The organism is Synechocystis sp. PCC 6714 (assembly GCF_000478825.2).
Taxonomy (GTDB): domain Bacteria; phylum Cyanobacteriota; class Cyanobacteriia; order Cyanobacteriales; family Microcystaceae; genus Synechocystis.
The window spans coordinates 1,120,376-1,147,069 of the sequence record NZ_CP007542.1 but is presented as its reverse complement, the minus strand read 5'-3'; the positions used below and the strand labels follow the sequence as shown (position 1 = coordinate 1,147,069).

29 protein-coding genes are annotated in these 26,694 nt (G+C 47.2%); 10 read left to right on the top strand and 19 right to left on the bottom strand.

Annotated elements, in window-relative coordinates:
* Positions 1-3: 3 nt before the first annotated feature.
* From D082_RS05120 to D082_RS05105, 4 genes are all read right to left on the bottom strand, one after another.
* Positions 4-1,182, bottom strand: coding sequence for an anhydro-N-acetylmuramic acid kinase (locus D082_RS05120; protein WP_028949153.1), 1,179 nt, complete (start codon positions 1,180-1,182; stop codon positions 4-6).
* 77 nt (positions 1,183-1,259) lie between these two features.
* On the bottom strand, positions 1,260-1,709 hold the full coding sequence (locus D082_RS05115) for an SH3 domain-containing protein (RefSeq protein ID WP_238546852.1): 450 nt from the start codon (positions 1,707-1,709) through the stop codon (positions 1,260-1,262).
* A 121-nt stretch (positions 1,710-1,830) separates the two neighbouring features.
* Positions 1,831-2,691 (bottom strand): TIGR03943 family protein, encoded by an 861-nt coding sequence (locus D082_RS05110; protein ID WP_238546851.1) that lies wholly within the window; start codon positions 2,689-2,691, stop codon positions 1,831-1,833.
* Positions 2,692-2,714: 23 nt separating this feature from the next.
* Complete coding sequence (locus D082_RS05105; protein ID WP_369796138.1) at positions 2,715-4,034, bottom strand: glucose-1-phosphate adenylyltransferase; 1,320 nt, start codon at positions 4,032-4,034, stop codon at positions 2,715-2,717.
* A 237-nt stretch (positions 4,035-4,271) separates the two neighbouring features.
* Here D082_RS05105 and htpG point away from each other — a divergent pair, with 237 nt between their 5' ends.
* On the top strand, positions 4,272-6,248 hold the full coding sequence (gene htpG / locus D082_RS05100; RefSeq protein ID WP_028949157.1) for a molecular chaperone HtpG: 1,977 nt from the start codon (positions 4,272-4,274) through the stop codon (positions 6,246-6,248).
* A 145-nt stretch (positions 6,249-6,393) separates the two neighbouring features.
* On the opposite strand, the gene D082_RS05095 is transcribed toward htpG, so the two are convergent.
* Positions 6,394-7,053 carry an SDR family oxidoreductase gene (locus D082_RS05095; protein ID WP_028949158.1) on the bottom strand — a complete coding sequence of 220 codons (660 nt, stop codon included), beginning with the start codon at positions 7,051-7,053 and terminating at the stop codon, positions 6,394-6,396.
* Between the two features lie 58 nt (positions 7,054-7,111).
* Positions 7,112-7,789: a uracil-DNA glycosylase family protein gene (locus D082_RS05090; protein ID WP_028949159.1), complete on the bottom strand. Its 678-nt coding sequence runs from the start codon at positions 7,787-7,789 to the stop codon at positions 7,112-7,114.
* 210 nt (positions 7,790-7,999) lie between these two features.
* Here D082_RS05090 and D082_RS05085 point away from each other — a divergent pair, with 210 nt between their 5' ends.
* Entirely contained in the window at positions 8,000-8,194 is a 195-nt protein-coding gene (locus D082_RS05085; protein ID WP_028949160.1) for a hypothetical protein, read from the top strand.
* Here D082_RS05085 and D082_RS18510 read toward each other — a convergent pair.
* A complete protein-coding gene (locus D082_RS18510; protein ID WP_158506492.1) occupies positions 8,172-8,336 on the bottom strand; it encodes a hypothetical protein in 165 nt (54 codons plus the stop codon). The two genes, D082_RS05085 and D082_RS18510, sit on opposite strands and share 23 nt — an antisense overlap.
* A 143-nt stretch (positions 8,337-8,479) precedes the next feature.
* On the opposite strand from D082_RS18510, the gene dacB reads away from it, so the two are divergent.
* Complete coding sequence (gene dacB / locus D082_RS05080) at positions 8,480-9,391, top strand: D-alanyl-D-alanine carboxypeptidase/D-alanyl-D-alanine-endopeptidase (RefSeq protein WP_238546850.1); 912 nt, start codon at positions 8,480-8,482, stop codon at positions 9,389-9,391.
* A 26-nt stretch (positions 9,392-9,417) separates the two neighbouring features.
* The gene (locus D082_RS05075) at positions 9,418-10,737 is read left to right on the top strand and encodes an FAD-binding oxidoreductase (protein ID WP_028949162.1); all 1,320 of its coding nucleotides are present in this window, start codon (positions 9,418-9,420) and stop codon (positions 10,735-10,737) included.
* 222 nt (positions 10,738-10,959) lie between these two features.
* On the opposite strand, the gene psaJ is transcribed toward D082_RS05075, so the two are convergent.
* A complete protein-coding gene (psaJ, locus tag D082_RS05070; RefSeq protein WP_010872732.1) occupies positions 10,960-11,082 on the bottom strand; it encodes a photosystem I reaction center subunit IX in 123 nt (40 codons plus the stop codon).
* Between the two features lie 104 nt (positions 11,083-11,186).
* Positions 11,187-11,684, bottom strand: a complete 498-nt coding sequence (locus tag D082_RS05065) for a photosystem I reaction center subunit III (protein WP_028949163.1) — start codon at positions 11,682-11,684, stop codon at positions 11,187-11,189.
* Positions 11,685-11,843: 159 nt separating this feature from the next.
* Here D082_RS05065 and tsaD point away from each other — a divergent pair, with 159 nt between their 5' ends.
* From tsaD to argG, 3 genes are all read left to right on the top strand, one after another.
* Positions 11,844-12,890: a tRNA (adenosine(37)-N6)-threonylcarbamoyltransferase complex transferase subunit TsaD gene (gene tsaD, locus D082_RS05060; protein WP_028949164.1), complete on the top strand. Its 1,047-nt coding sequence runs from the start codon at positions 11,844-11,846 to the stop codon at positions 12,888-12,890.
* A 142-nt stretch (positions 12,891-13,032) separates the two neighbouring features.
* On the top strand, positions 13,033-14,043 hold the full coding sequence (locus D082_RS05055) for an NAD(P)-dependent alcohol dehydrogenase (RefSeq protein ID WP_028949165.1): 1,011 nt from the start codon (positions 13,033-13,035) through the stop codon (positions 14,041-14,043).
* A gap of 265 nt (positions 14,044-14,308) precedes the next feature.
* Positions 14,309-15,511, top strand: coding sequence for an argininosuccinate synthase (argG, locus tag D082_RS05050; protein ID WP_028949166.1), 1,203 nt, complete (start codon positions 14,309-14,311; stop codon positions 15,509-15,511).
* Positions 15,512-15,644: 133 nt separating this feature from the next.
* Here the strand turns inward: argG and D082_RS05045 are convergent, their stop codons facing one another.
* From D082_RS05045 to D082_RS05035, 3 genes are read right to left on the bottom strand one after another with little or no spacing between them, the layout of a single operon-like run.
* Positions 15,645-16,700, bottom strand: a complete 1,056-nt coding sequence (locus tag D082_RS05045; protein WP_028949167.1) for a WD40 repeat domain-containing protein — start codon at positions 16,698-16,700, stop codon at positions 15,645-15,647.
* Positions 16,701-16,757: 57 nt separating this feature from the next.
* Positions 16,758-17,867: a TRAP transporter substrate-binding protein gene (locus D082_RS05040; protein WP_028949168.1), complete on the bottom strand. Its 1,110-nt coding sequence runs from the start codon at positions 17,865-17,867 to the stop codon at positions 16,758-16,760.
* A gap of 46 nt (positions 17,868-17,913) precedes the next feature.
* Positions 17,914-18,654: an SDR family oxidoreductase gene (locus D082_RS05035; RefSeq protein ID WP_028949169.1), complete on the bottom strand. Its 741-nt coding sequence runs from the start codon at positions 18,652-18,654 to the stop codon at positions 17,914-17,916.
* Positions 18,655-18,898: 244 nt separating this feature from the next.
* Here D082_RS05035 and D082_RS05030 point away from each other — a divergent pair, with 244 nt between their 5' ends.
* Genes D082_RS05030 through D082_RS05020 form a run of 3 tightly spaced genes read left to right on the top strand, consistent with a single transcriptional unit; the run spans position 18,899 to position 21,444 of the window.
* Positions 18,899-19,444, top strand: coding sequence for a heme-binding protein (locus D082_RS05030; protein WP_028949170.1), 546 nt, complete (start codon positions 18,899-18,901; stop codon positions 19,442-19,444).
* Positions 19,445-20,425: a WD40 repeat domain-containing protein gene (locus D082_RS05025; protein WP_028949171.1), complete on the top strand. Its 981-nt coding sequence runs from the start codon at positions 19,445-19,447 to the stop codon at positions 20,423-20,425.
* Between the two features lie 14 nt (positions 20,426-20,439).
* A complete protein-coding gene (locus D082_RS05020; protein ID WP_028949172.1) occupies positions 20,440-21,444 on the top strand; it encodes a WD40 repeat domain-containing protein in 1,005 nt (334 codons plus the stop codon).
* Between the two features lie 16 nt (positions 21,445-21,460).
* Here D082_RS05020 and D082_RS05015 read toward each other — a convergent pair whose 3' ends face one another.
* Genes D082_RS05015 through D082_RS04990 form a run of 7 tightly spaced genes read right to left on the bottom strand, consistent with a single transcriptional unit; the run spans position 21,461 to position 26,673 of the window.
* Complete coding sequence (locus tag D082_RS05015) at positions 21,461-21,988, bottom strand: heme-binding protein (RefSeq protein WP_028949173.1); 528 nt, start codon at positions 21,986-21,988, stop codon at positions 21,461-21,463.
* A gap of 60 nt (positions 21,989-22,048) precedes the next feature.
* Positions 22,049-23,056, bottom strand: coding sequence for a polysaccharide deacetylase family protein (locus tag D082_RS05010; protein ID WP_028949174.1), 1,008 nt, complete (start codon positions 23,054-23,056; stop codon positions 22,049-22,051).
* Between the two features lie 3 nt (positions 23,057-23,059).
* On the bottom strand, positions 23,060-23,947 hold the full coding sequence (locus D082_RS05005) for an alpha/beta fold hydrolase (protein ID WP_028949175.1): 888 nt from the start codon (positions 23,945-23,947) through the stop codon (positions 23,060-23,062).
* 20 nt (positions 23,948-23,967) lie between these two features.
* Positions 23,968-24,831 (bottom strand): sugar phosphate isomerase/epimerase family protein, encoded by an 864-nt coding sequence (locus D082_RS05000; protein WP_028949176.1) that lies wholly within the window; start codon positions 24,829-24,831, stop codon positions 23,968-23,970.
* Entirely contained in the window at positions 24,828-25,634 is an 807-nt protein-coding gene (locus tag D082_RS04995) for a cupin domain-containing protein (protein WP_028949177.1), read from the bottom strand. Before D082_RS04995 ends, D082_RS05000 begins: the two co-directional genes overlap by 4 nt.
* A 34-nt stretch (positions 25,635-25,668) precedes the next feature.
* Positions 25,669-25,839 carry a hypothetical protein gene (locus D082_RS18735; protein ID WP_193386679.1) on the bottom strand — a complete coding sequence of 57 codons (171 nt, stop codon included), beginning with the start codon at positions 25,837-25,839 and terminating at the stop codon, positions 25,669-25,671.
* A gap of 30 nt (positions 25,840-25,869) precedes the next feature.
* Positions 25,870-26,673 (bottom strand): cupin domain-containing protein, encoded by an 804-nt coding sequence (locus D082_RS04990; RefSeq protein WP_028949178.1) that lies wholly within the window; start codon positions 26,671-26,673, stop codon positions 25,870-25,872.
* Positions 26,674-26,694 lie beyond the last annotated feature (21 nt).

Here is a 26,694-nt window from a genome sequence, read left to right as displayed (position 1 = left end):
ATTCTAACAATTGCCAGGTTTTGGTTTCCCCAGTGCTGGGTGAATATCCCCCAACAGGCAGTCCTGGCCGGCGCCGGTAACTGCGGGCAAGTTTCCCGGAAACTGGTCCTGGTAACGCCAATAGGCCAACACCGCAAAGGAAATCGCCTCTTTGAAATCGCTGTTTAAACCAACATCATCGCTGGATTGAATCGACACTTTGGAACCGAGATGGTACTGTAGTCGTTCTCGCAAATAAAGATTATGGGCACCACCACCGCACAGCAACAGGCGATCGGGCAGTTGGGGCAAAAACCGTTGGTATTCGGTAACAACGGATCGGGCGGTAAATTCTGTCAGGGTAGCCAGGAAATCCTTTTCATTAAGCCCGTGGGATTGAGCTTGCTGCCAGCAGCGGTCTAGGTACTCTGGCCCGAACAGTTCCCGGCCAGTGGACTTAGGTGGGTGTTGCTGGAAAAACGGTTCTTGTAGCCAGTGATCGACTAATCCTTGGTGGGGAATACCCTGGGCGGCCCATTGCCCGCCCTGATCATAGGTTTTTTGTCCCTGGGTAAATTTTTGCACAGCCAGATCTACTAGCACGTTGGCGGGCCCAGTGTCCCAACCACAAATCTTTGTCTGCCAATTTGTCTGACTACGGGGGGGAAGATAGGTGACATTGCCAATGCCCCCTAGGTTTTGCACGCAACGGTGTTCATACTGATGGCTTAGCAAACAAATATCAATTTTGGAAACTAGAGGAGCACCCTGGCCCCCGGCCGCGATGTCCGCCGCCCGAAAATTACTCACCGTGGTAATGCCTGTCAAATTGGCGATCGCCTCTCCTCGGCCCAACTGCCAACTGTAACCGAGGGAAAAAGCCTTCTCTGGATTAGGGGGACGGTGGAAAATAGTTTGGCCATGGGAGCCAATTAAGTCCGCCGGGGGTAAAGACTGTTGAATTTTTTGGGCTGCCTGGGCAAATTCCTTGGCAATATCATCATCTAAAAAGGTGATCGCCTCCGGGCTAAAGGGAGTTCCTGCACACAAAGCTAGAATCTCCTGACGCAATGCCACTGGGTAGGGATAGGTTTCTCCCTGCACTAACTTCACCTCCAGATCTAATCCAGACCCGCTGATCTTGACTAGGCAGGCATCAATACCATCCACAGAAGTTCCACTAATTAAACCAATGCAATACAATGTCCTGCCCCTAAATGTTCTGATGGTCGGAATTGATCAACTATTTCTCCTTACCAAGGTTTTTGCCCTGAGAATAGCTATGGTGTTGGTAGTTTTTCCAGATTGCCTGATCTCACCCATCCTTCTGTGCCTCCAGGTACCCTTAACTTAGACCATTCCCCCTGGGTTGCTAACACCACCACCTCGTCATTGTAGCTAATGGTAGTGAGGGATTCTGACTCCCGATCTGGATCGGTACGAACATTCAAGCCTCCATTCCAAATGACTTTGGCTTTATAGGCCCCAGGGGGAAGCTCATCGGTGGGAGACGGACTAGGTTTCGGCGGAGGTTGGGGGGACTCGGATTGTTCCGGGACAGACTGGCCATCTTGGGGCTGACTTTGTTCTTCGGGAAATAGCGGCTTTTCCGGATTAGCCGCAAAACGATTAAAAACTAAATAACCAGCTAGGGAAATACCTCCCACAAACAAGGTCACCCCCAAAATAAAGCCGATGAAAAACTGTAACAGCCCAGACAAACCTTTCATACTGGTCAACACATTTGCGTAACAATGCTGAGTTATCTTAGCGAATAGCTAATCGTTTCTGACGGAATGCCCGCTTTTGTATCGATGGGTTGGGGGAAGATTAGGTTCCTTGGTTAATGGCTCAATCAGCATAACTGTAGGGATCGGCCGGAGTGGGCACTACTTCCACCAATTGAGCTTCCACCACCACCTGCCGCTTGTCTGCCCCCTGTCTACCCTGATCCGCTGAGCTTGGTAGAGTCGCTGCCTCCATCTGCCCCTGAATGGTGAGCCAGGTATCGGGAGGGTACTGACTACGGGAACCTTCTAGCCTTACAGTCAAAGCCACAGGATAAGCATCCACTGCACAGCAGGTCAAAATAAAGCGGCTAATCAGAATGTAATTATCCGGCAAATAGTCCGGATGGACGACGAACCCTGTCACATTAACCTTTTGCCCCGCATACACATCTGGTTCTGGATAGGCGCTGATGGTGCGGACCCAGTCCACTAAGGTGCGCTCCTCCGGCTTGATTTGGGTCGCAAAACTGGATATCTGGGTTTGGGTGGGGGGCAGAGTAGTACTAATACCCCGCTGGATTGCTAACTGGCTGGTAAAAACAGAAGGGGTGATGAATAAACCCATCAGGGCCGTAACCAACAATAGGGCAGTGCCCATACCCAGAGGTAAAACTGTCACATGGGTAACGCTGTCTTGGTTATTGTTACTGCTTCCACTGCGACGGGCCCTTTTTAGCCAACGGCGCCCTGTTTGGAACAACCGTAAGCCTCCCAAAAATAGTAGGACGAAACCTGTCACCGTCACCAAGCCAAAATAGTTGGGGTGGATGAGTAATCTCAACTCCCCAGATACGGAGTACTTAATCATTAGTACTCCCCAGGCAAGGATACCCAGTCCGTCCAACTGGTTCAGGAGAGAACGGAAAGGAGCAAATTTTTGGGTGAATGATTTCACTGCTTTAACTGGAGCGGTCATGGCCATGGGCTTAGGGAAAGGAACTGACCCTAGATTACCGTGCCATCGGCGATCGTTACATTCTTGATTACCACTACAATGCCGTTGCGAATGTAAAAACCTAGCTCTTCTCGGTTAGCTTCCTGGACATTTTCCTTGTTGACAATCATGACATTTTTGCCAATGCGAGCATTTTTGTCGATGATGGCTCGGCGGATAGTGGTGCCGGAGCCTATGCCAGCAGCAATTTCCCCCCGGGTCTTGAGAGCTTCTCTTTCCGATGAAGATTCGTAAAAGTCATTGCCCATTACCAATGTGTCTTCAATGGTGCAACCGGATTCAATGCGGCTACGAATGCCTAAAACCGAGTGGTGGATGCGACATTCTTTAATCATGCAACCTTCCCCAATCATGGATTCCGTCACGGTGGAATTCAACATTTTGGTGGGGGGAAGATAACGGCCTCTGGTATAGATGGGGGCTTTTTCGTTATAAAAACTAAAGTCGGGACTCGGTTGTTTGGTAAGGGCTAAATTAGCTTCGTAAAAGGCTTCAATGGTACCAATGTCTTCCCAGTAATCATCGAAGAGATAGGCTTGCAGATTGTGATCATTGGCCGAGTCAGGAATGATTTCTTTGCCGAAGTCCGTTGCCCCTTCGTATTTTTCGAGGAGATTGTGCAACACTTCTTTTTTGAAGACGTAAATGCCCATGGAGGCAATGTAGGGATTTAGCTTAGCTTTATCTGCACTTAGACCCAAAACGCTGGTGTCCACCTGCATAGCCCGGAGGGCCTCTCCCTGGGGTTTCTCGGAAAAATCGGTAATTCTGCCCTGGGCATCAATTTTCATTAAGCCCAACTCCGGTGCCTTTTTTTCATCCACGGGCACAACGGAAAGGGTTATGTCGGCGTTGGTTTCCCGGTGTCTCTTAACGAATTGGGCATAGTCCATGCGGTAGAGATGGTCGCCGGACAGAATGAGGTATTCATCTACGTCCCATTCCCTAAATAACCAGAGGTATTGCCGTACGGCATCGGCCGTGCCCTGAAACCAGTCAGGATTATCTTTCGTTTGTTGGGCGGCGAGGACTTCCACAAATCCTTCCTGAAACCCAGAAAAATTATAGGCTCGGCTAATGTGGCGGTTGAGGGAGGCAGAGTTAAACTGGGTGAGGACGTAAATTTTAACGATTTCTGAGTTGATGCAATTACTGACGGGAATATCTATGAGACGATATTTTCCGGCCAAGGGCACAGCGGGTTTGGCTCTGAGTTTGGTTAAAGGATAGAGGCGGGTCCCGGCCCCACCGCCCAGGATAATCGCTAAGACACGTTTCACAAGCAGACCTCTCGATTGCCAACAACACACTTCGAAGTCAAGTGTAGAACCGAGGGGGACATCTGCAAAGGGACTCTTGGCCGAAATTCCCGCTGGCAAACGGGTTCTAACTTCCTAAATGGGAATGGCGATCGCCATGGTGGTTCGGTGCTGAGTTGCGGGATAACTTTTGGTACGGATAACCGAAATGCCTAAGGTCGGGAACTGCCGCTGAGTAAACTGTCTCCGGCTTCGTATGATGGTGGGGTCATCACATTTTAAAGACCTATGGCAGTACTCGAAAAAGGCAATATCACGATCCACACCGAGAATATTTTCCCGATTATTAAAAAGTCTCTCTACACTGACCATGAAATTTTTCTGCGGGAATTGATCTCCAATGCTGTTGATGCCATTAGTAAACGAAAAATGGCCGCCTTTGCCAGTGATGGCTCTGGAGAAGTGCCGGATCCCCAAATTACGCTGGTGGTGGATAAGGTGAATAAGACCCTTTCCATTACGGATAATGGCATTGGCATGACCGCCGACGAGGTGAAAAAATACATCAACCAGGTGGCTTTTTCCAGTGCGGAGGAGTTCATTGAAAAATTTCAAAAGTCCGCCAATGATCTGATTGGTCACTTTGGTTTGGGTTTTTATTCCGCTTTTATGGTGGCTAAAAAAGTGGAAATTGAGACCCTTTCCTACCAAGAGGGGGCCCAGGCGGTACATTGGAGTTGCGACGGTTCGCCGGAATTTGAACTGATGGATTCCGATCGCCAACAGGTGGGAACTACGGTAACCCTAACTTTGTTGGATGATGAGCAAGAATATTTAGAAGCCGGCCGCATCCGTCAACTGGTGAAAACCTACTCTGACTTTATGGCGGTGCCTATCCGCTTTGAGGGGGAAACGTTAAATAAACAAAGGGCCATTTGGAAAGAATCGCCCCAAAATTTAACCAAAGAAGATTACTTAGAATTTTACCGCTATCTTTATCCTTTTCAGGAAGATCCTCTGCTATGGGTACATTTAAATACTGATTACCCATTTCTGCTTAATGGTATTCTCTATTTTCCCAAATTACGCCCCGATGTGGATGTATCCAAAGGGCAAATTAAACTGTTCTGTAACCAGGTTTTTGTCAGTGACCATTGCGAAGAAGTTATTCCCGAATTCCTGATGCCGCTCCGGGGAGTCATTGATAGTCCTGATATTCCCCTCAATGTGTCCCGCAGTGCCCTCACCAACCATCGCACCGTGCGCCGCATTGCCGATTACATTGCCAAAAAAGTTGGCGATCGCCTCAAATCTTTGTACGACGAAAATCCGGCGGAATATCTCAAATGTTGGGAAGACATTGGTACTTTTGTCAAATTTGGTTCCCTACGGGAAGATAAATTCAAACAACAAGTGGAGGATTTATTGCTCTACCGCACCACCTATAAAGCTAAGGCGGAAAGTGCGGAACCAAAAGTAGAAGTTCTGACCGAAGATGGCGACGCCTGGGCTGAAACCAACCAGACTGACGGGGTGAATCCTTACGAAAAAGAAGGTTACACCAGCCTAAAACGTTATCTAGAGCGCAATAAAGAACGCCACGAAAATCGGGTTTTCTATTGCACCGATCAAGCCACCCAAGCTACCTATGTGGAACTGTATAAGAACCAGGGCATTGAAGTCCTGTTTATGGATTCCTTCATTGACACTAATTACTTCATTCCCTTCTTGGAAAAAGAGTACAGTGACGTCAAATTTTCCCGGGTGGATTCGGAACTGGACCAAAGTTTGATTGAAGAAGACAAAGCCAGTGACATTGTGGACCCCACCACCAACAAATCCCGCAGTGAGCAAATCAAAGAAATCTTTGAAAAGGCTTTGAATAATCCCAACATAAACATTAAAACCCAATCCCTTAAATCCGACGATCCCCAGTCCACACCTCCAGCCATGGTGCTCCTACCGGAAGCCATGCGTCGCCTCCAGGAAATGACCGCCATGATGCAACAGCAGGCAATGGCTTTCCCAGAACAACATGTGTTAGCCATTAACACTAACCATCCCCTGATTCAAAATATTCTTTCCCTCAGCCAAGGCAGTATTGTCACGGGCAGCGGGGAATCCCCCTCAGCGGAATTGGCTAAATCCCTTTGTCAACACGTTTATGACCTGGCATTAATGGCCCAAAAAGGTTTTGATGCGGAGGGCATGAAGGGCTTTATTGAACGTTCTAATGCGGTATTAACCCGTTTGACCAAACAGTAAGTTAATTGATTGATTACAAAAACCAGATGCAATAGTTGCGTTGTAGTCGTTGCTTTTTAATCAAGAAGCTCTCGTCCCCTAAAGAGATGTAAATCTTGGGGGACTTTTTATTTGTTTTAGCTGAAAAGATTAAATAATTTTTTGATCAGCTAACCATGGTGAATAGTTCCTCCAAGGACTGCACGGGAATATCCGGTTTACTGACAATTTCAACAATTTTATTTTTGGCACTGGGGCTAAACAGAGATTCCACACAAACTTCTGCTACCTTTTGCCGGGGAATACTGCCTTCAAATAACGTATCTGCTCCGGCCATGACGACGGCGTTATTGTTGTCCTCATTTTTCAAGCCCCCCGGCCGCACAATGGTGTAGGGAACCCCGCTCTGACGGAGATAATTTTCGCCCCACTGTTTCCAGACTAGGATTAGTCCAAAGAGGTTAAGGGGATGGAAAAGGTTGGACACACAAAGGGAAGACACCAGCACTAATTGTTCTATGCCACTGGCTTTAGCCACATCCACTAGGTTGCGGGTACCCAAATAATCCACTTTGAAAGGCCCGGTTAAATCTGCACTGGGTCTAGCCCCGGCCGCATTAATCACCACCGTGCAACCGGCGATCGCCGCCTTAATTGTTTCTAGGGCGAGCAAATCCCCCACCATAATTTCCGTCCCTGGGGGCAACGCCGCCTTGGCACTGTCATAGTTCCGCACCAAAGCCCGCACAGCAATTTGGCGATCAATCAGGGTATTAACAACCCGTTTGCCCGTTTCTCCGGTGGCACCGATAACTAAAACTTTCATAGGTAAAATTGATCGACTTTATAGATTCTTAAGTAATTTTAGCGCCCTCAACCTGGAGCTAGAAAGCAATTTCCGCCAAGCGCCGTTGCAACATCTGGGGAAACTGTCCGTAGTACCGTTTATTCAACGGTGAGGGATGGGGTAAAGGCATCAATTTAACAATTTTTTGACTACTTTTGCCCGCGGCTGTCTTCGCCTTGATCAACACATCCAAGGAGGATTCATAGCGATCGCCTCCCTGGAAAAATTCATCCAACTGCCCCCTCGGGCCATAGGGCGCAAACCACTTAAAGGCCTCCGTTCCCAAAGTAATGATTTGTCTACCCTGCCAATGGCACACCAACAATTGCTCGACAAAGGGACGAAACCGTTCCTTAACTTTGACTGAATAGGCTTTATTTTCCGGTGGTTTGTAGGGCACCGTATTGGTAAGCAAAATCCGTTGGCAAACCGTTTGTAAATCATCTTGACCCCTGGGGGCACGGCCCTGCCAAGCTTCAAAAAAACCTTTCCTTACTAAACGTCCCGCGGCCCCAATCAATGGTTGTCCTTGGCGCACCTCATCCGCCCCCAGGTCCCGACCAAAAAAACAAAGCTGGCCACCGAGGTTCCCGCCAAACAGAATTGGCTCTAGGGCATCCTTGCCGGCCTGCTCATAAATAGGGGAGTCCAGGGGAAATGGCTCCCGTTCTGCTTCTTGACGAATATGGCGGATCAGGATTTGAAGCTCTGACATGGAAAAAGTGAATGACTGATTGGGTTAGGAGAACTAGCACCCGTGGGGGACAATATTAGATGGAAAGACAGCCAAATGTTAAAGACTGTTGCAGAACCATGCATCTCCGTATAGGGCCATGGTAGTTTTTATAGGGATCGCAAGTCCCTCGATTAAGCATTTTTCCCTTATTTTTTAGTTAACATCATTGCTCAAGGAGGAAAAACGACAGTGTCAGCGAGCCCGGTAAACCTTCCCCAGCACCAAGAAGCCATCAGTGATTACGTGGCGGAATTGCAACTCCACATGACCCTCCAAGCCCGTAATCTTGTCCCTACCCTGACCCAGACCCCTGGTCCCTGCCAAAGCCTAGTCCATGAAAGCCAGGCCATGGTGGAAAAAATTATTTCCCGTCAATGCCGCTAGGGACTAGGCCCAGCACTTTACTCTTAGTTCCAGCATTGGAACGGCTCACCAAAAGCATGGTTGGCTGGTCTTTGTGTTGGTTGTTTCCAGAAAAAAGGCGATCGCCGTGGGCCATGGTGGTATAATCCTGTCTTTGTTGCATCAAAAATGGTGCGCCACAAAAAGCCCGAGCCTAGATGTGGAAGAAGAAAAATCCGTCAGTTTCGATATTGCTAAGTACTGCCAATCAAAACTGGTGCGATTTGCTCTCCCATGGTTCACGGTTCTGAACTTTATTGGAAGCCCATGATTAAGAAGTGTCCCCCCTGGTTAAAAGTCGGTGTTTTGGCCACCAGTGCCGCTCTGTTAGGTGCCACCCCAGCCTTCGCCGACCAGCCAGAAACCTTTGCCAGCGTTGACTATTTCCAGGGTAGAAATTCGATTCCCATCGAAGTGGAAGTGCCGACCGGGGGATTTGGCAATATTGGCTCTCCTATTTACCAAGGGGCTTGTCCAGCCACATTTCAACCCATTGTGCAACGAATTGTGGGAGCCAACGCCATGGCCAATTGGGGGGTGTTGGTGGAACGGTTAGACGATCGCCAAGTGCTGTACAGCCATAATGAGAACAAATTTTTTATTCCCGCTTCCAACGCTAAAATCTTCACCACGGCGGCGGCCCTACAACGGTTAGGCTCCAATGCCACAGTGCGCTCCCAACCTATCCGCAACTGGGTGATGACGGTCAACAAAAGTTCTAACAATAACAATGCGGAAGTTTTGCTTAACACGGTGGGGGGCCCTGGGGCCGTTAAGGCAGCGGTGGCCGAATTAGGGGTTAATCCCCAAGGTTTCCGGGTAGCAGACGGTTCTGGTTTATCCCGCAATAACGCGGCCACCCCCCGTTCCCTGGTGGATACCCTCCAGGCCATGTACCGCACCAGCAACAGTAGTTTGTTCGTTTCTTCCATGCCGATCGCCGGTCAGGATGGAACTTTAGCTCGGCGGATGAAAGCCACCCCGGCCCAAAATAATGTCTTTGCCAAAACTGGGACCCTGCGGGGGGTAAGGGCCCTGTCCGGTTATGCCAACACTCCCTCCCACGGCACCGTAGTCTTCAGTATTTTGGCCAATGATTGGAGCCGCTCTGGGGATAACTTGGTGCGGGCCATTGACCAGTTGGTGGTGCAAATCAATAATATGGGGGCCTGCAACTAATCCAGACTTAGCAAGGAATTATGAAAATGGATTGGTCAGCCATTGCGGCCTCGTTAACCGCCCAAGGCTTGGAAGTAATCCAAGACCCCCAGCAAAGAAAAAAGCTATCCACTGATTATGCCCATTTCAGCCCCATTTTAACGGTGCAGTTACAGGGCAAACAGGCAGATCTGGTGGTATTGGCCCGCTCGGAAACGGAGGCGATCGCCGTGATCCGTTGTTGTGTAGCTAACAAAATTCCCCTCACAGTGCGGGGGGCTGGTACCGGTAATTACGGCCAATGTGTTCCTCTCCAGGGGGGCATTGTTTTGGACTTGTCTCCCATGCAAAGGATTATGAGCCTGGAACCGGGGAAAGCGGTGGTGGAACCGGGGGTAAAACTAGGTAGGCTGGAACAACAGGCTAGGCAAATAGGTTGGGAATTACGCTTATTACCTTCCACCTATCAAACCGCTACAGTGGGGGGCTTCGTCAGCGGAGGCAGTACCGGCATCGGCGCAGTGAACTATGGCACCCTCTTTGACCCTGGCAACGTCCAGAGCCTGACCGTATTGACCATGGAGGCGGAACCCCAACGCTTAGTTTTACCTGGTCAAGGGGCCCAACCGGTTATCCACGGCTATGGCACCAACGGCATTATCACCGAAGTTACTTTGCCCCTTACCCCAGCCCTGCCCTGGCGGGAAGCCATAGTTAGTTTTACGGATCTATCATCGGCGATCGCCTTTGCCCAGGAACTAGCTAACCAAGACGGCATTGTCAGTAGGGAAATTTCCATCCAAGGCCATCCCATTCCCCAATATTTCAGCGGCTTGAAAAACTATTATCAGCCCGGTGCCCATTGGGTGATGGTGATTATTTCTGAGTTAGATTGGTTTGCTTTTAGGGAGTTAGCAAGGACAAGTAAAGGGGAAATTATTTTTGAGCAAAATCCCCAAACCTCTGGCAAAAAAATTAATTTAATTGAATTCAATTGGAATCACACCACCCTTTTGGCTAGGACCGTAGACCTTAATCTGACCTATCTCCAGGTATTTTTCTATCAAGATCTAGAACAAATTCTTACCCTAGAAAAACTATTCGAGGATGAGATTATGTTCCACATTGAAATGATGCGAATCCAAGGGGTAATGTGCCTAGCGGGTTTTCCTTTAGTTAAATTTACCAACGGCGATCGCCTAGAAGAGATTATGGCGGCCCACCAAACCTTAGGGGCAAGAATCGCTAACCCCCACACCTACAGCTTAGCTGGAGGTTCTGTACAGCCCCTGCCGGAATCCCAATTAATTTTTAAACGCCAAGTAGATCCCCTTGATTTACTCAACCCAGGTAAATTGACAGAATGATCCGGCATAGTCATTTCAAATAACTTCGAGACTGCTTAAGTCTTTATTGACGAGCTTTTCGGTTAATTTAACTGCTTCAGTCTTACTAGAAACGACAGTAATTCAACTATTTCTTAGGGAATTGTTAGCAAAAAAAACTGGCTAGGATCTTAACTGTAAATCCTAACCAGAGTCTTGTCTCACCACAAACAATAGTGAGGGAAATTTAGTTGCCCAGTAAAACTAGGGGTGAAAAAGAAGATCGGGGTAAAAACGATTAAACTCGATCAAAATACCAGCGGTGAAGGTCAACAAAGCCATAATCATGACCGGAGCTGTTGACAAAAAGGATTTCAAACCGTCCATAAATATGAGTCTCCAGAATTGAGGTAAACAAAAAATAACAATGCAATTGGAGGGACCTAGATATAAAACGCTAATATCAATAGCTCCCAGTCAATCACTAATGATTAGCGGGGGGAGGTGGGGATTTCGGAATCCTTCATCACCAATTTGCCAGAGGTAAATTCCCCAGCGGCGGCCAAGGGCCAGAGGAAGCCACCCAACATTTTTTTGATGGCAAGGGGTACATTGATGATAATTTCCTGCATTTCGGGATTTTTGCTTTCCCGAACTTCGATGAGGTAGGAACGGCCAACCCAGCCAATCCAACCAGCAATGTAAAGGAATAAAATGCTGGGAATGAGAAAATCACCGGCGTGGGTGAAACGACCATCCACAATCAAGTGGGGATAGCCTTCGGGACCACAGAGGGCGGAGGCGTAACGTTCCGCGCGGATTTTACCGGAGTTGGGATCGTCGGTGGTATTGAGGAAGTTTTGGGACTTAGCTTGGAAAGCGGGGTTCTCGCTACAGGGGGTCAGATTGGCAAAATCGTCCGCTGAAGCGGTCGGGGCGAAATTGAACCAGAGTGTAAAGGCTAGGAGCAACGCCAACAAATGTTTCATAAGAATCGTTTCCTTGGTTAAACAAAAGACTAAAAAGGCGGCTAAATAAATAAGCAAGATTGGCAACCTATTACCGTGATCCAGGGATCGTTAGTCGATAATAGGAAAGACTAGGCTAATAAACCGTCGTCTTTTGGATCAAACTCAAACTAGCAGAGAATGGCAATCATTTTAGCAATTGAAACAAGTTGTGATGAAACTGCGGTGGCAATTGTAAATAATCGTAACGTTTGCAGTAACGTGGTTTCTTCCCAGATAAAAACCCATCAGCTTTTCGGGGGGGTGGTGCCGGAGGTGGCCTCCCGTCAGCATTTGCTATTAATTAATGCCTGCCTTGACCAAGCCTTGCAGGATGCTGGTTTAACGTGGTCTGCCATTGGGGCGATCGCCGCGACGGTGGCCCCGGGGTTAGCGGGGGCGTTGATGGTGGGGGTAACGGCGGCAAAAACCTTGGCCATGGTACATCAAAAACCCTTTCTGGGGGTTCATCACCTGGAGGGTCATATCTACGCTAGCTATCTCAGTCAGCCGGATCTACAACCGCCATTTTTATGTTTATTAGTGTCCGGCGGCCACACCAGTTTGATCCGAGTCCAAGGTTGTGGTGATTACCAACAATTGGGTACCACCAGGGATGATGCGGCGGGGGAAGCCTTTGACAAGGTGGCTCGCCTGCTGGATTTGAGCTACCCAGGGGGCCCAGCCATTGACCGGGCGGCCCAGAAGGGTGATCCTTTGGCATTTAAGTTACCCGAAGGCAGAATTTCTTTGCCCCAAGGGGGTTATCATCCCTACGACTCTAGTTTTAGCGGCTTAAAAACGGCCATGTTGCGCCTCACCCAAGAACTCAAACAAAGCTCTGTCCCTTTACCAGTGGATGATTTAGCCGCCAGCTTCCAAGAGACGGTGGCCCGTTCACTAACAAAAAAAACTATTCAATGTGCGTTGGACCATGGCCTGACCACCATCACTGTGGGGGGAGGTGTCGCCGCCAATAGTCGTTTACGGCACCATTTGCAATTGGCCGCCCAAGAACACCAATTACGGGTCTTTTTCCCTCCCCTGAAATTTTGTACCGATAATGCGGCGATGATTGCCTGTGCCGCCGCCGACCATTTCCAAAACGGCGATCGTTCCCCTTTGACTTTGGGCATTCAGTCCCGCCTCTCGGTGGAGCAGGTTAGCCAGTTGTATGGGGAAGACTAGCGAAAGCGATTGGAACTGCGGTGTCATCCCCTGGGTAATGGACTACAATCTGGGAAACTGAGCCCCGGATCTGAATCGCCAATTTCGTTTAATCCGGCTTTGAGCATATCAATAAAGAATTGAATTTTGAACCTTATTCCTAATGATTAAAGCCTACGCCGCCCTGGAACCCAATGGAAAACTTGAGTCCTTTGAATACGATCCCGGTGCTTTAGGGGCCAGCGAAGTGGAAATTGAGGTGCAGTACTGTGGTGTTTGCCACAGCGATCTGTCCATGATTAATAACGAATGGGGCATTTCCAGTTATCCCCTGGTGGCAGGCCATGAGGTGGTGGGGACTGTGGCGGCCATTGGTGAAAATGTAACCCATGTCCAGGTGGGGGATCTGGTGGGATTGGGATGGCATGCGGGCTATTGCATGACCTGCCGGAGTTGTTTATCTGGCTACCACAATCTTTGTGGCACAGCGGAATCCACCATTGTTGGTCATTATGGCGGCTTTGGCGATCGGGTACGGGCTAAGGGAGTGAGTGTAGTCAAATTACCCGAAGGAATTGATTTAGCCACGGCAGGTCCTCTTTTTTGTGGAGGGATTACAGTATTCAGTCCCATGGTGGAATTAGGTTTAAAACCCACTGCTAAGGTGGCGGTAGTTGGCATTGGTGGTCTGGGGCATTTGGCAGTGCAGTTCCTGCGGGCCTGGGGCTGTGAGGTGACTGCCTTTACCTCCAGTACTAGAAAAAAAACAGAGGCTTTGGAGTTGGGGGCCCACCATGTGATCGACTCCAGAGATCCCGAGGCGATCGCCAGTGCGCAGGGCAAATTTGACTATATTATCTCCACGGTGAACCTGAAGTTGGATTGGAATTTATATATCAGCACCCTGGCCCCCCAGGGCCATTTCCATTTTGTTGGGGTGGTGTTGGAGCCCTTAGATTTGAGTCTTTTCCCCCTCTTGATGGGACAAAGGTCCATTGCCGCTTCCCCGGTGGGCAGTCCCGCCACCATTACCACCATGTTGGATTTTGCGGTGCGTCACAATATTAAGCCCGTGGTGGAGCAATTCAGTTTTGACCAGATCAACGAGGCGATCGCCCATTTAGAAAACGGCAAGGCCCATTATCGGGTAGTGCTGAGCCATGGTAGAAATTAGCCTTAGTAAGATTTATTGCTTTGTCAGTTTAGCTCTAAAAGAATTGTCTTCGGTTCCGTGGAATGGCCGAACGGAGTGGATCTTAGTTTAGATGGGCTCTATCTGGAAAGCCTGACATTTGCGGGCGCTGGAGATTCGGTAAGCTAGGCGAAACCCCTTGCAGATAGCCGAGAGCCAGGACCTGCGTGGTGTTAAAACAAACAATTTTGACCAAGACATTACTGCTAGAATGGCACATTGAATCAGTTCTTCAGGTAAAAGCAGTATGGGCCGCGCCAAAAAAGTCGTTCTCGCCTATTCCGGTGGGGTAGATACATCGGTTTGTATTCCCTATTTAATGCACGAATGGGGTGTAGAGGAAGTTATTACCCTGGCGGCGGATTTGGGCCAGGGAGATGAACTGGGGCCGATTCAGGCAAAAGCCCTCCGTTGTGGTGCGGTGGAATCGTTGGTTATTGACGGCAAAGAAGAATTCGTCAAGGACTATGCTTTTCGCTCCATCCAGGCCAATGCCCTCTACGAAAACCGCTATCCCCTGTCCACAGCCCTGGCTCGGCCCTTGATTGCCAAGATGTTAGTGGAAGCGGCGGAAAAATATGGCGCCGATGCGGTGGCCCATGGTTGTACCGGGAAAGGTAATGACCAAGTACGGTTTGACATCAGCATTATGGCCCTCAATCCCAATTTGAAGGTGTTGGCTCCGGCCCGGGAATGGAAAATGAGCCGGGAAGAAACCATTGCCTACGGGGAAAAGTACGGTGTGGAATCCCCGGTGAAAAAGTCTTCACCCTACAGCATTGACCGCAATATCCTCGGCCGTAGTATCGAAGCGGGGCCCCTAGAAGACCCCATGACGGAACCCACCGAAGAAATTTATCTGATGACCAAGGCGATCGCCGACACCCCGGATGAGCCAGAATATGTGGATATTGGCTTTGAAAAGGGCATTCCCGTCAGCTTGAATGGGGTGATGCTAGACCCCGTTGCCTTGGTGGAGCGTCTAAATGAAATCGCCGGTAACCATGGGGTAGGGCGCTTGGATATGGTAGAAAACCGGGTAGTAGGGATTAAATCCCGGGAGATTTACGAAGCTCCAGCCTTGTTGGTTCTAATCGATGCCCACCGAGACCTAGAAAGCTTGACCCAAACCGCCGATGTGACCCATTACAAAAACACCGTTGAAGAAATTTATAGCCAGTTAATTTACCGGGGATTGTGGTACAGCCCCCTCAAGGATGCCTTGGATGCATTCATTACCAAAACCCAAGAACGGGTTACTGGCATGGTGCGGGTGAAATTCTTTAAGGGTAATGCTAACGTTGCTGGCCGTAAATCTGACTACTCCATCTATGATGCGGAGCTAGCCACCTACGGTATGGAAGACCAATTTGACCATAAAGCGGCGGAGGGTTTCATCTATATCTGGGGTCTACCCACCAAGGTTTGGGCCCAGAAAATGCGGGGCTAATTTACCCCCTTGCTGATGCCGCCTACGCCTAGTCCTAGTCCCTTTGGCTTGCCAGCAACTTCCATGCCTACATCCAACTATTTTGCCCCGATGGTTGAGGGTTTAACCCCGGCGATCGGGTTTTTTGCTGTAGTTACAATTTTCCTAGGTAAACCATGCCAGCGGCATCGGCGGCGAGTATGGTTTGATCATCCATAAAAATCAGGGCAGTAATGCCAGTTTGGGAGATTTTTTCTTCCTTGATTAGCTTTCCAGTGGACAAAGAAATAATTTTGACGAAACCACTATCGTCACCGATCGCCACTAAATCTTGGGAGTTAATATCCAACGTATTAAGCCAGGAATCAACTTTTAAAAGGGTTTTACTAGTCTTATTATCGACATCCAACTGCACCAGTTCCCCGGTGAAGTAGCCAATTAATAATTTGGAGCCATTTTCGGTGAACTTAAAAGTGTTAATTCGACTATTGATATTTCTAAATATGGTGGGCTCAACTGGATTAAGACCGGTGTTGCGGTCAATATCAAAAATAACAATTTCACCAGTATCGTAACTAACGGCAACTTTACCAACATCTGGATCTGGGGTGTGGACAAAGGCCAAATTCCTTGCAACACCAATGGATTGGTAAAGCTTTAAGGTATTAACTTTGGGGGGAGAAAGGCTGATTAACCTTGATATGGTTACTGAACCATCATCGGAAGATGATAATAGATAATCCTGGACAATGAGGGAATCTGTCACCGCCGCTTTGTGGAGGGGAATATCGAAACTCTGCTGGGAGTTATGCAAAACACTGCTTCCAGTGTAAATGGAAGAAATAAGAAAGGGGATCGCACCAAGCTCCCCATATCTAGCCCGAAAAAAACGTTTACAATCTTTAAGAAATAAACTATTTTTCTGGTCTTGGTTCAAATTACCATCAAGGAAAACTAAATTGCAGTTATAGAAAGCAATGGCCAATTGTTGAGATTCCCGATCCTGGGCAATGGAAGCCGGTGTTCCATAATGAGTTAGGTCGATCTTTTTGACCACAAAGGGTTTTTCCTGGGCCCAGACCTGTTCCTGTTGAGGAATTAGCCACAGGCTAACCAAAAGTAATATGGTCAGTGACGAACGTTTAAGTTTGATGTTTTTACAATAGGTGGAACAGAGCCAAGGATTGGCAAAACCAAGTATAAACTTCATATTGCTAGCATTATTGAAAACTAATTGACAAAACTTAACTACAAAGTCGATTTTAGCCTAAGTAAACTTGATGCCAGTTTTTTCTTCTAACTTATTTCTGATCAGAGATTGAGCCTGGGGATTTAACTTGCCATACATCGACTGATAAACCTTAATCAATTGACTATGGGCTTGGGATAGGTTGGGTTCCGTTACCACCATAGCTAAATTACTAGTTAATTTTTGATAAGCCTGTTGATTATATTCTTCCTGGGCTTTTATTTGCTTTGCTTGGTAAATGGGCAGAAGTTCCCTGATAACATTCTGGACTTCAGGGGAAAGACTATTCCAAAAGCTAGTATTAAAGAAAGTGTTATATCCTGACCAAGCATGGTTAGTCATGTTTAAATATTTAGTTACTTTATAAAGTTCAAATCCTAGGGCCACTGAAAGGGGATTCTCCTGGGCCTCGACAGTACCATTTTCTAGAGAACGAAAAACTTGATTCATAGTAATTTTCTCGGGAATGGCTCCCAGGGCTTTCATGGTCATTTCCATGTCATTGGAAGGGGGAATTCTGATTTTGAGATTTTGAAAATCTTCCAGTTTATTAATGGGGTGCTTGGCAATGGAGGTGACCACTCTCATGCCGTTGTCGAAAGTACCATTGGGCAAATAGGTTAGATTATATTGGGCTACTGAACCATTAAGAGTCTCTGCAAAAAGGGGCTGATTAATAATCTCAAAAGCATCCTGGGACGATTGATAAATGAGAGGAAAATTTTGAACGCCGATAATATCGGGGGCTACTTTATCGATAATGGGGCCGGCAACGCTAACAATTTCAAAACGTCCCCCGGTAATAAATTGCACAGCCTGGGGATCCCCGGCGGGAATGGAAGCATCTTGGGGGATAGGGGTGACAAATAGTTCCCCCTCAGTTTGTTTAAATACATCTAACCAGAGTTCTTCTAAAGCTTTATGTAATGGGCTAGTGTCCGGTTGATTGTGGAGGTGAAAGGCCCTAATTTTTGCCTGGCCGTAATATTCACCGTATTGGCCGGGCAGGGGCAAAATTTTGTTTAAAATTTCCTGGGGTATACCCTGGGCCCATAACTTTGGGGCGGCGATCGCCAATAGGGAACTGGCCCCTGCCAAAGCGAGGAAATTTCTCCGTGAATGTTTCATGACTGACATTTCCCGTTATTTAGCTGTGAATTATAAAGTCCAATTTTCAGTCAAAGCTGACTTCGACTACATTTTTGGCAAAGCTTCGATAGGCATTACCCATTTCTTTCGCCATTGTGTCGTTGGGAAAAACATGGAACTCACCAGATTGGAGTCCAGAAATAATAGCTTCCGCCACTAGGGTGGGAGATTCGGCAATGTCAGCTCTTCCAGAAGCATGGGTCATTTCGGTGGCGATGGGGCCAGGGTGGACACTTAAAACAAGAGTATTTTGACGACGGAGAAGTTCTTGTAATGCCTGGGTAATGGAATAGGCAGCGGCCTTGGAAGCGGAGTAGGTGGCAATATTGGGCAATGACTTCAGGGACACCACCGAGTTAAGTTGCACAAAAGCTCCTCCCCCATTGGCTTGAAGTATGGGGGCAAAGGCTTGGGCCATGGCAATCAACCCATACACATTAGTTTCCATTTCAAATTTCAGGTAGGCGATCGCTTCTTCAGCTAGGGGATTTGCAACTTTCTGTACCCCAGCATTATTGACCACCACTTCCACATCCATTGCGATTTGGGCGGCGGCGGTAATAGACTGTGGCTCCGCTAGATCAATCAAGGTGGGCACTACTTTATCGCCATATTGCTCCACTAGGGGTTCTGCACTGGCCAGCTTTCTGACGGCGGCGTAAACTTTTGCGGCCCCGTGGTCCAAAAAAGACTCCACTAGCACTTTGCCTATGCCCCGATTGGCACCAGTAACAAGAATTATTTTGTCGGCAATATCAAACGCCATGGGCATACCTGGAAAAATATCAACGGAAATATTAAGTGCTTGCCCCTGCTGGAATTTCCCCAACTTAGTACTTTATGTAAAGTTAAGTAACGTAAATAAAATCAAGTCCTGGGAAAACTAAATATTAAGGCCTTTGGCAATGCAATTACCATTGGATTCTACCCTAGGGCGGGGGCAGTAGATTTATTAAAAAAAACCTTAGGTGTGAGTACAATTAGGATTGTTTCACCAAAGGGAGTGTCCTGTGAAATTGAGAGAAATAATTTTGCGACCTTGTCTGGTACTGGGGATTTCCCTTGGCCTATCTTTGACTTTTTCTTCCGGGGCCCTGGCCTTGAAAACCTACTATCAATTACCAGTGGCCCTGGCGGTGGAGGCGGCCATGGAAGCGGTGAATAGTTGTCAACGGGATGGCTACAATGTCACTGCCACAGTGGTTAATCAAGAAGGTTTAGTGCAGGCCGTAGTCCGGGGTGATGGCGCTACCCCCCACACCATAGAATATAGTTTGTACAAGGCTTTTACCCTAATTACCCTAGGCCCCATTACTGGGGAGGATTCCACCGAGGCGATCGCCAAAAAAATGACCCCAACTCCTCTGCCCCTAGGCTCCTTACCCCTGGCCCCCGACCCAGTCACTGGCCTGAGTTTTAGCACCGGCGGCCTGGCCATTAAAGTGGGGGACGAATTGGTGGCGGCGATCGGGGTTTCCGGTTCCCCCAATGGCAATTTAGACCAGATTTGTGGTATCAAAGGCATCGAAAAAATTAAATCCCGTTTGGTGCCATAGATGAGAACTTTTCCAGCAGTTTTACTAGCCCTAAGTTTGCCACTTATGGGGGTAGAAATAGTGGAGGCAGAGGTCCCCAAGGCGGCTTCTATCAACCAGCAATCGACCATCAAACTCCACTTACAAAAACAATTTACCGGGGCTGAGGTCGCCCTCAATAGGATTTACTTTAGCCCTGACGGCAAGTTTTTGCTCACTGCTTCCGCCGATGGTGTGGGGACTTTGTGGACTAAAGAAGGCGAAATGTTAAAGCAACTGCGGGGGCAAAAACCTCCTATGTTCAATGCTCGCTTTTCCCCCGATGGCCAAACGTTAATTACCACCGGCTATGATGGCACTATTCGTCTGTGGAATTTGCAGGGGGAACTAATAGAGGAACAACGCCCCCATCGAGCGGCAGTGGCCGATGCTCTATTTAGCCCCGATGGCCAAACCATTGTCACCTGTTCCGATGACGGCCAAACTCAAGTTTTTACTCGGCAAGGGGAAAAATTAGTGGGGGTTTTAAACCCCGGCACAGCCCGAAATTTGGCTTACCATCCCCGGGGTATTTTAATTGCCAGCGTTTCCGATAGTGGTTCCTTATATTTGATTAATCCCCAGGGGGGAATTGAGCGGGAAATTGCCACGGGTCAGGGACGAATTAATAATGTTAATTTCAGCCCCGATGGTCAGCAATTGTTAACCGCAGGCACCAATGGTTCTGCCAAGTTATGGAATTTAGCTGGGGAATTAATCACTGAATATAAAGTTGTGCCGACTGGTTGGGTGAACAGTGCCCAGTTTTACCCCCAAGGGGAATGGCTTGCCACCGCCAGTGATGACGGCGCTATCAGACTTTGGGGCAAAGATGGCCAGTTACTGCATGAATTGCCGTTGGGTTCCGGCAGATTAACTAGTTTAAGTTTTTCCCCCGATGGTAAATATTTGGCGGCCACCGGCAGTCAAGGGCAAGTGTGGATTTTTCATCTATCTAAGTGAGTAGTAAAAGCAATATGAAACTTAAATTTTTGTTCGTTTTTTTGCTGGGTTTAACGATTAGTTTTACCGGCGGCGATGTCTCAGCTAAAAATCCCCCGACTGATAGTTTTTTAGTCAGGGAAAGCAAGGTTGACTCCCGGGTTAAATTGCAGGTAATTAAAAGTTACCTAGGCCATGAGTTAAAAGGGGAAGCAATTATCCAAATTCACCACAGTCAAGATGGCAATTATCTACTTTCAACGGCCACCGATGGTTTAGGCAAACTTTGGACCGCGGACGGACAATTGGTGCAAGAATTTGCTGGTAGCCCTGTGGCTATGATTTTTAATGGTACATTTAGTAGTGATGGGAAAGCTATTATTACCGCCGGTTACAACGGTGTTGCCCGCATTTGGGATATACAGGGTAATGTGTTGGGGGAAATCAGAGGTCACACTTCCGCTGTTACCGATGTTGCTTTTTTTAATCAAGATATGGGGATGGTGACCAGTTCCGATGATGGTACCATTCAAGGCTGGTCAAACACGAATAAACCCTTGTTTTCGGTAACTCGCCCTGGGGTCAGTCGTAATATGGACTTTAATGCCCAGGCAAGTTTAATTGCGGTCACCCAAGATATTGGTGAAATCACTTTACTAAATCCGGCGGGGGAAGTGGTAAAAATCATTGAAACTAATCAAGGCCGCCTTAACAGTGTCCGTTTTAGTAAGGACGGGCAATTATTAGTTTCTGGCGGGTTCGATGGTACGGCCCGGGTATTTAATCTTGATGGCAAAGAAATATTAAAAATTGATGTCCTCGATGACGGTTGGGTCACCGGAGTTGCCATTAACCAAAATAATTTAATTGCCACCGTTTCCGATGATGGCGTTTTAAGAGTATGGAATTTGCAGGGACAATTATTGGACCAATATGACCCAAATTTAGAAAGATTGGGCAGTGTTTCTTTCCATCCCAACGGCAAAAACTTGGCGATCGCCGCTTACCACGGCACCATTATTTTGCTAGAATTACAATAGTCACTAACTGCAAAAGTTAACGCAAATCCGGTAATATGGCATCCCGACCTTTGATGGCACAACCTTCATCCGTCATACCAACGGGAGTGCCGGAAACCCCCAAACCCCCTACCACTTTGCCCTGGGAAAGTAAGCGTACTCCGCCGGGAAAAAGAGTAATGCCCGTGAGGGGATCGGCGGGCATAGGCCATGTCCCCACACCCTGGGCTCCCTTAGCCTGCATTGATGCCAGAATGCCGGAAGTACTGTCCAGATTATGGTTGGTGGCTAAAGTAACAGCAGAATAGGCTTTGTTAAATGAAGTTTGTACTGTATGTACCAAAGCTCCATCACTACGAATGACCACCAAGACATTGCCTTCGGGGTTGACCACCGTAGCGGTAACTCCATAACCTTCCTGACGACAAGCGGCGATCGCCGACTGGGCTGCTTTAATGGCAATGTCCGACGATAAAACGGGGGTTTCTTCTAGAGCCAAGGCCGGTAGGGTTAAACCAGTTAAAGAAATGGCGGTTAACAACGGAGCAAAAGTGGATTTGAGCATGGTTAAATTCCTTGTTAATTTCTTTTTGACAATAAACTTGCCGACATATTTATCAGTTAGTTAACTGGTAGCGCCGGGGACAAAATTAGGCACATTGGGATAAACATTTTGAATATCTTCCCGAATGGTATTTTTGTCATTTAAAGCAAAGTTGGCAATGTCAATTTTTTTCATAAATTCTACCCCTGGTTTCGACATTACATACTTCAGGAAATCCTCAAATACATAGACGTGTTCCGGCCGTTGTAGGCGATCGTGCATGGTTACTGCCATCATCCTTCGCCGGTAAGCGGCCTCTTCATAAAGGCGATCGAAAGAGTTTTTTAACTCTGCTAAATACTGTTCAGACGAAAAGAACCTTGCCTCATAGGCACGAATGTCATTTAAATAAACAGCGTAGGGCACCACCATAATGGATCCGCCGTTATTGAGGTTAACAATGAAAGGCTCATCCCGGCTAACATCGTCAATGTGGTAGACAAAACCTAGTTCATTCAGTACAGAAAGAACATTCACAGAACCCCGTAAACCGGGTGCGTTATACCCAACGGCCCGTTGCCCTGTAACTTTTAGGATCATATCCACATTGCGTTGAATAAAATCTTTTTCCTGGGCGGCAGTCATGTTGAATTCATTGTCCCAATTCCAACCGTGGGCCGCCGCTTCATGGCCCCGCTCGACAATTTCCCTGGCCCGGTCTGGGTACATTTCCACCGTGCGCCCGGACATATGGGACGTAATCTTAATTTTGTACTTATCCAGTAAATCAAGAATACGGGGAACCCCTTCCGTATAGCCATACCGATACCAGGTAATGGTGGGCATATCGTAGTAATCCGGCGGCGGGGTGAAATTACCAAAGGGAGTGGGGGCACCTTTCGCCGGTTGACTGCCCGTTTCAAACATTAAAGACAAGGAAATGGGCAGACGAATATTATCGGGCCAAAACTTGCCACCACCAGCATTAGACTGTTGCGCCAACAATGGTTTATTGCCCATGAAACCATAACTGGCGATCGCCCCAGCTCCGGTGGCCAGACCATATTTAAACAGCTCTCTTCTTTGCATAGTTCAGGACTCCTTCGCGGTTGTAAAAGTAGTTAAAATTGCCTGGAAAATTTCCTCTGGTGCTTCCTCGGGAATGTAATGACCACACTGCTCAATCACATAACCGGTAATGTCATCACAATAGGGAGATAAACCATTATAAATTAACGATTTAGTGGCAAATTCTCCCCCCATGGCGAAAATTGGTTGGTTAAAATGGGTATCCACCGTCGGGGTATTTGCTTTTGTTGTTTCTTCCAAAGCAGAGTACCAAAGAAAACCGGCTTTCATAGCCCCTGGACGACTGTAATAACGGGCATAATAGTCAATCACTTCTGGTGTAAGGTTTTGTTTTCGTTTAGATTTATTGGTGAAGTACCAACTGAGATATTCATTTTCTTTTCCTGTTACCAAACTACTTGCTAAATCTGGCACCATGTGGAAATAAAACTGCCAAACTTTTGGCGCATTAACAACGGCAAAGAAATCGCTACTCACTAAACCAGGAATAGCCGCATCAATTAACCCTGTCCCGAGCACCGCATCCGGAAAAAACTTTAGCACTGTAAATGCCACCCAAGCTCCCACATCGTGGCCTACTAAGTAAAAAGAATTAATTTCTTTTTGTTCTAAAAAAGCTTTAATTTCCTTAGCCGCTGTGCCGCAGTCATAGGGGCCGTCGGGAATATCTGAATCCCCCTGACCCCGCATATCTAGAGCTATTACCCGGAAATGTTCTCCCAATTGTTCCAGCAATAACCGCCAGACGTAACAGGTTTGGGGCCAGCCACCAAGTAAAAGTAATGGTTGCCCGTTTCCCCCTTCAATGGCATGGAGATTTACCCCGTCAACGTTGGTGTAGGTGTGTTCAAATCCAGATGGCAGAGTGGTGGGAATAAAGGGGCTATTCATAGTTTATTTACTTAGTAAATTTAGTTAGTTTGATAGGTTTGCCGCAAAAATTTCAGTCCATCTTGAGCTAGAACTTTGTTACTAGGAGCCACAGGGCGCCACAGACGAGCGCCGGAAGCTAATTCTTTGTCCTCAAAATTAAAACTTTCGATGGTCACCCAACCAGAATAATTAATTTCTTGCAAAACTTGAAACCAATCATTCCAGGCAAAGGAATCACTGCCAGGGGTCCCTCGATCTTTAGCGCAGGCATGGATATGAAAACAACTGCCTCTTGCCTGTCGAAAAGCCTCAAGCACATCCTTTTCTTCAATATTCATATGGAATAAATCCAGTAACAGACCCAGTTGGGGACAATCCACTGCGTCGAGTAATTCCAGACCCTGAGCCACCGTGTTGATGGCATAACCTTGAAAACGATTTAGGGGTTCGATCGCCAGTTTTAGATCAGTTTTGACCAGGGTTTCCGCTACCAACCTAAAGGCTTCCTGCATGCGAATATTTTCCTGTTTTTGGAGAGGTTCTCCACTGAGATAGCCCACGGGATGGGGAAACGGGCCAGACAATTGGGTAATGCCGCATTGCTGACAGAATTTAATTGCCCTTTGTAGATAAGCAATGGAATCCCGCCAGCAGGTTTTGTCCTCGGCGGTTAGGGATAAGCCCTGGGGTAAACTGGTGCAAAAAGTTAGTTCTAAACCATACTTTTGGCCATAGCTTTTAAGTTGGAGGGGATCGATTTGGTCAAAATAGTGGGTAGCAATTTCTACCCCATTAAATCCCCACTTTTTGGCATCTTGGAAAACATATTCTTCGTCACCAAGAAATTCTTTTTTCCAGATGAAAGTATGAACTCCAAATTTAATTTTTGGGGCAGAAATCATGAGCAGCTTACCGATTTATCACCACGATTAAAGGCTTCAATTACTTCTACCATTCGCTCCAGATCTTTATCATTTTTTAGCCTGGCAATTTTAGCAGGTAATTTATTGCTAATGGTGTTGACATATTCCATAAAATAGGAGCTTTGGTTAATGCCGTACTTGGGAGCCTCGGTTGCAAAAGCGGCCCTTTGGGCATTGGTTAATTGCGGTAAATTATTCAAGTCAGTAATGCGGGGACCCACTGCTTGGAAATATTCCCGCATACCGCCGTCGTGGTAAGGAAAATCCGGTGCCACTTCATTGCGCATCCAAACAAAAACAATGGGTAATGTTTTATCCGTAGGATTAACAAAACCATGCATATAGTGATTAGGGGAATAAATCAGTTGCTTTGGCTCGCTTTGAATACTGTACAGATCTCCTCGACCGGCTCCCCCCACCACCGGTAACTCATCCATATTGGGATATTGTCTAGTGCTGTGGAATAGTTCGATGCCTCCTTCTGGAGTCCAAAACCACTCGTTAATGAAATAGTGAATGTGGGGCATGGGACCGCCTCCGGGGGGGATTTGGGCGTGGGCAATGGCAAAACCAATGTCCTTAGCACTACAGGAAGCAATGTCAAAAATTTCATTGGCGGGGGTATAAATCAGCAGAGGATCTGCCAATTTAGGCATAGGAATATCATCAAAAGTATGAATCTCTAGTTCTGCAGCTACGCTAAAATTTTGCAGAAAAAGAATAGCTCCCAAAGTTAGAGTTAAAACCAGGCCAATACCCCAAAGTTTAACTTTTAATAACATAATCATTGCCCCAAGCTAAGTTTAGATCGGAAAACTAAAAACCAAATTTCTGCTTAATAAAGGTGTAGGTAACCTGCCCCAAAAGACAGGCCCCTGCTGCCACCAAACCTTCAAAGGGAGGAACTGGCAACGGTAATTTAAAAAAACCAAAAATTACTCCTAAAATCCATCCTCCGAGAATGGCAAATCCCAATTCTTTATTCATAAATTTTCCCTAGAAAGTTGTGCAACAAAGTTAAAAGCAGTGAATCGAAGTATCGCCTTGATTATAGGCATTAATTGTCTCGATGATGCGATTTAACTTTTTATCGTTGTTCAGATTGAGCAGGGGCGTTGGTAATTTGCCGCTAACCCCATCCACATACTGAAAAAAGTAGTAGCTTTGGTTGATACCATAGAGAGGAGCTTGGCTAACAAATTCTATCTTGGATTGATCAGTGATAGCGGGCAAATGTTTTAAGTCTTTAATGGGGATACCCACATCTTGGAAATACTCGCGGATGCCACCGTCATGCAATTCGTATGCAGGCGAAATGGGATCTTCCAACCAAATAAAGGTCAAAGGACGGGTTTCCATCGTGGTGTTAGCAAACCCATGGATCCGATATTTGGGCCCATAAACAATCTGGTTGGGTTCAGTGTTAACGGTGTATACAGTGGCATTTCCGGCCTGTTCATCGGTGGCGGGATTCTCCAAGTCGGGATATTCCTTTACACTTTGAAATAATTGTAATCCCCCTTTCGGAGTCCAAAACCACTCATTGGTGTAGTGATGGATGTGGGGTAATGGCCCTGCCCCCGGAGGAATCTGGGCTTCCGCAATGGTAAAGCCAATGCCATCGGCATTACAGGTGGAAAATTCAAAAATCTCCCCCGCCGGTCCCAGAATCTTTTCCGTTTTATCTATGTTGGGGGTAGGAAAATTATCCAATGTGGCGATCGCCAGAGCCCCGGGAACGCCTATGGTCAAACCACCTAAAGCGATTACAAGAACTAGAAATAACTGAAAAAATAATGAAGGTAAACGCAAAATTTTCATAACTTCAATCGGAACTTGATC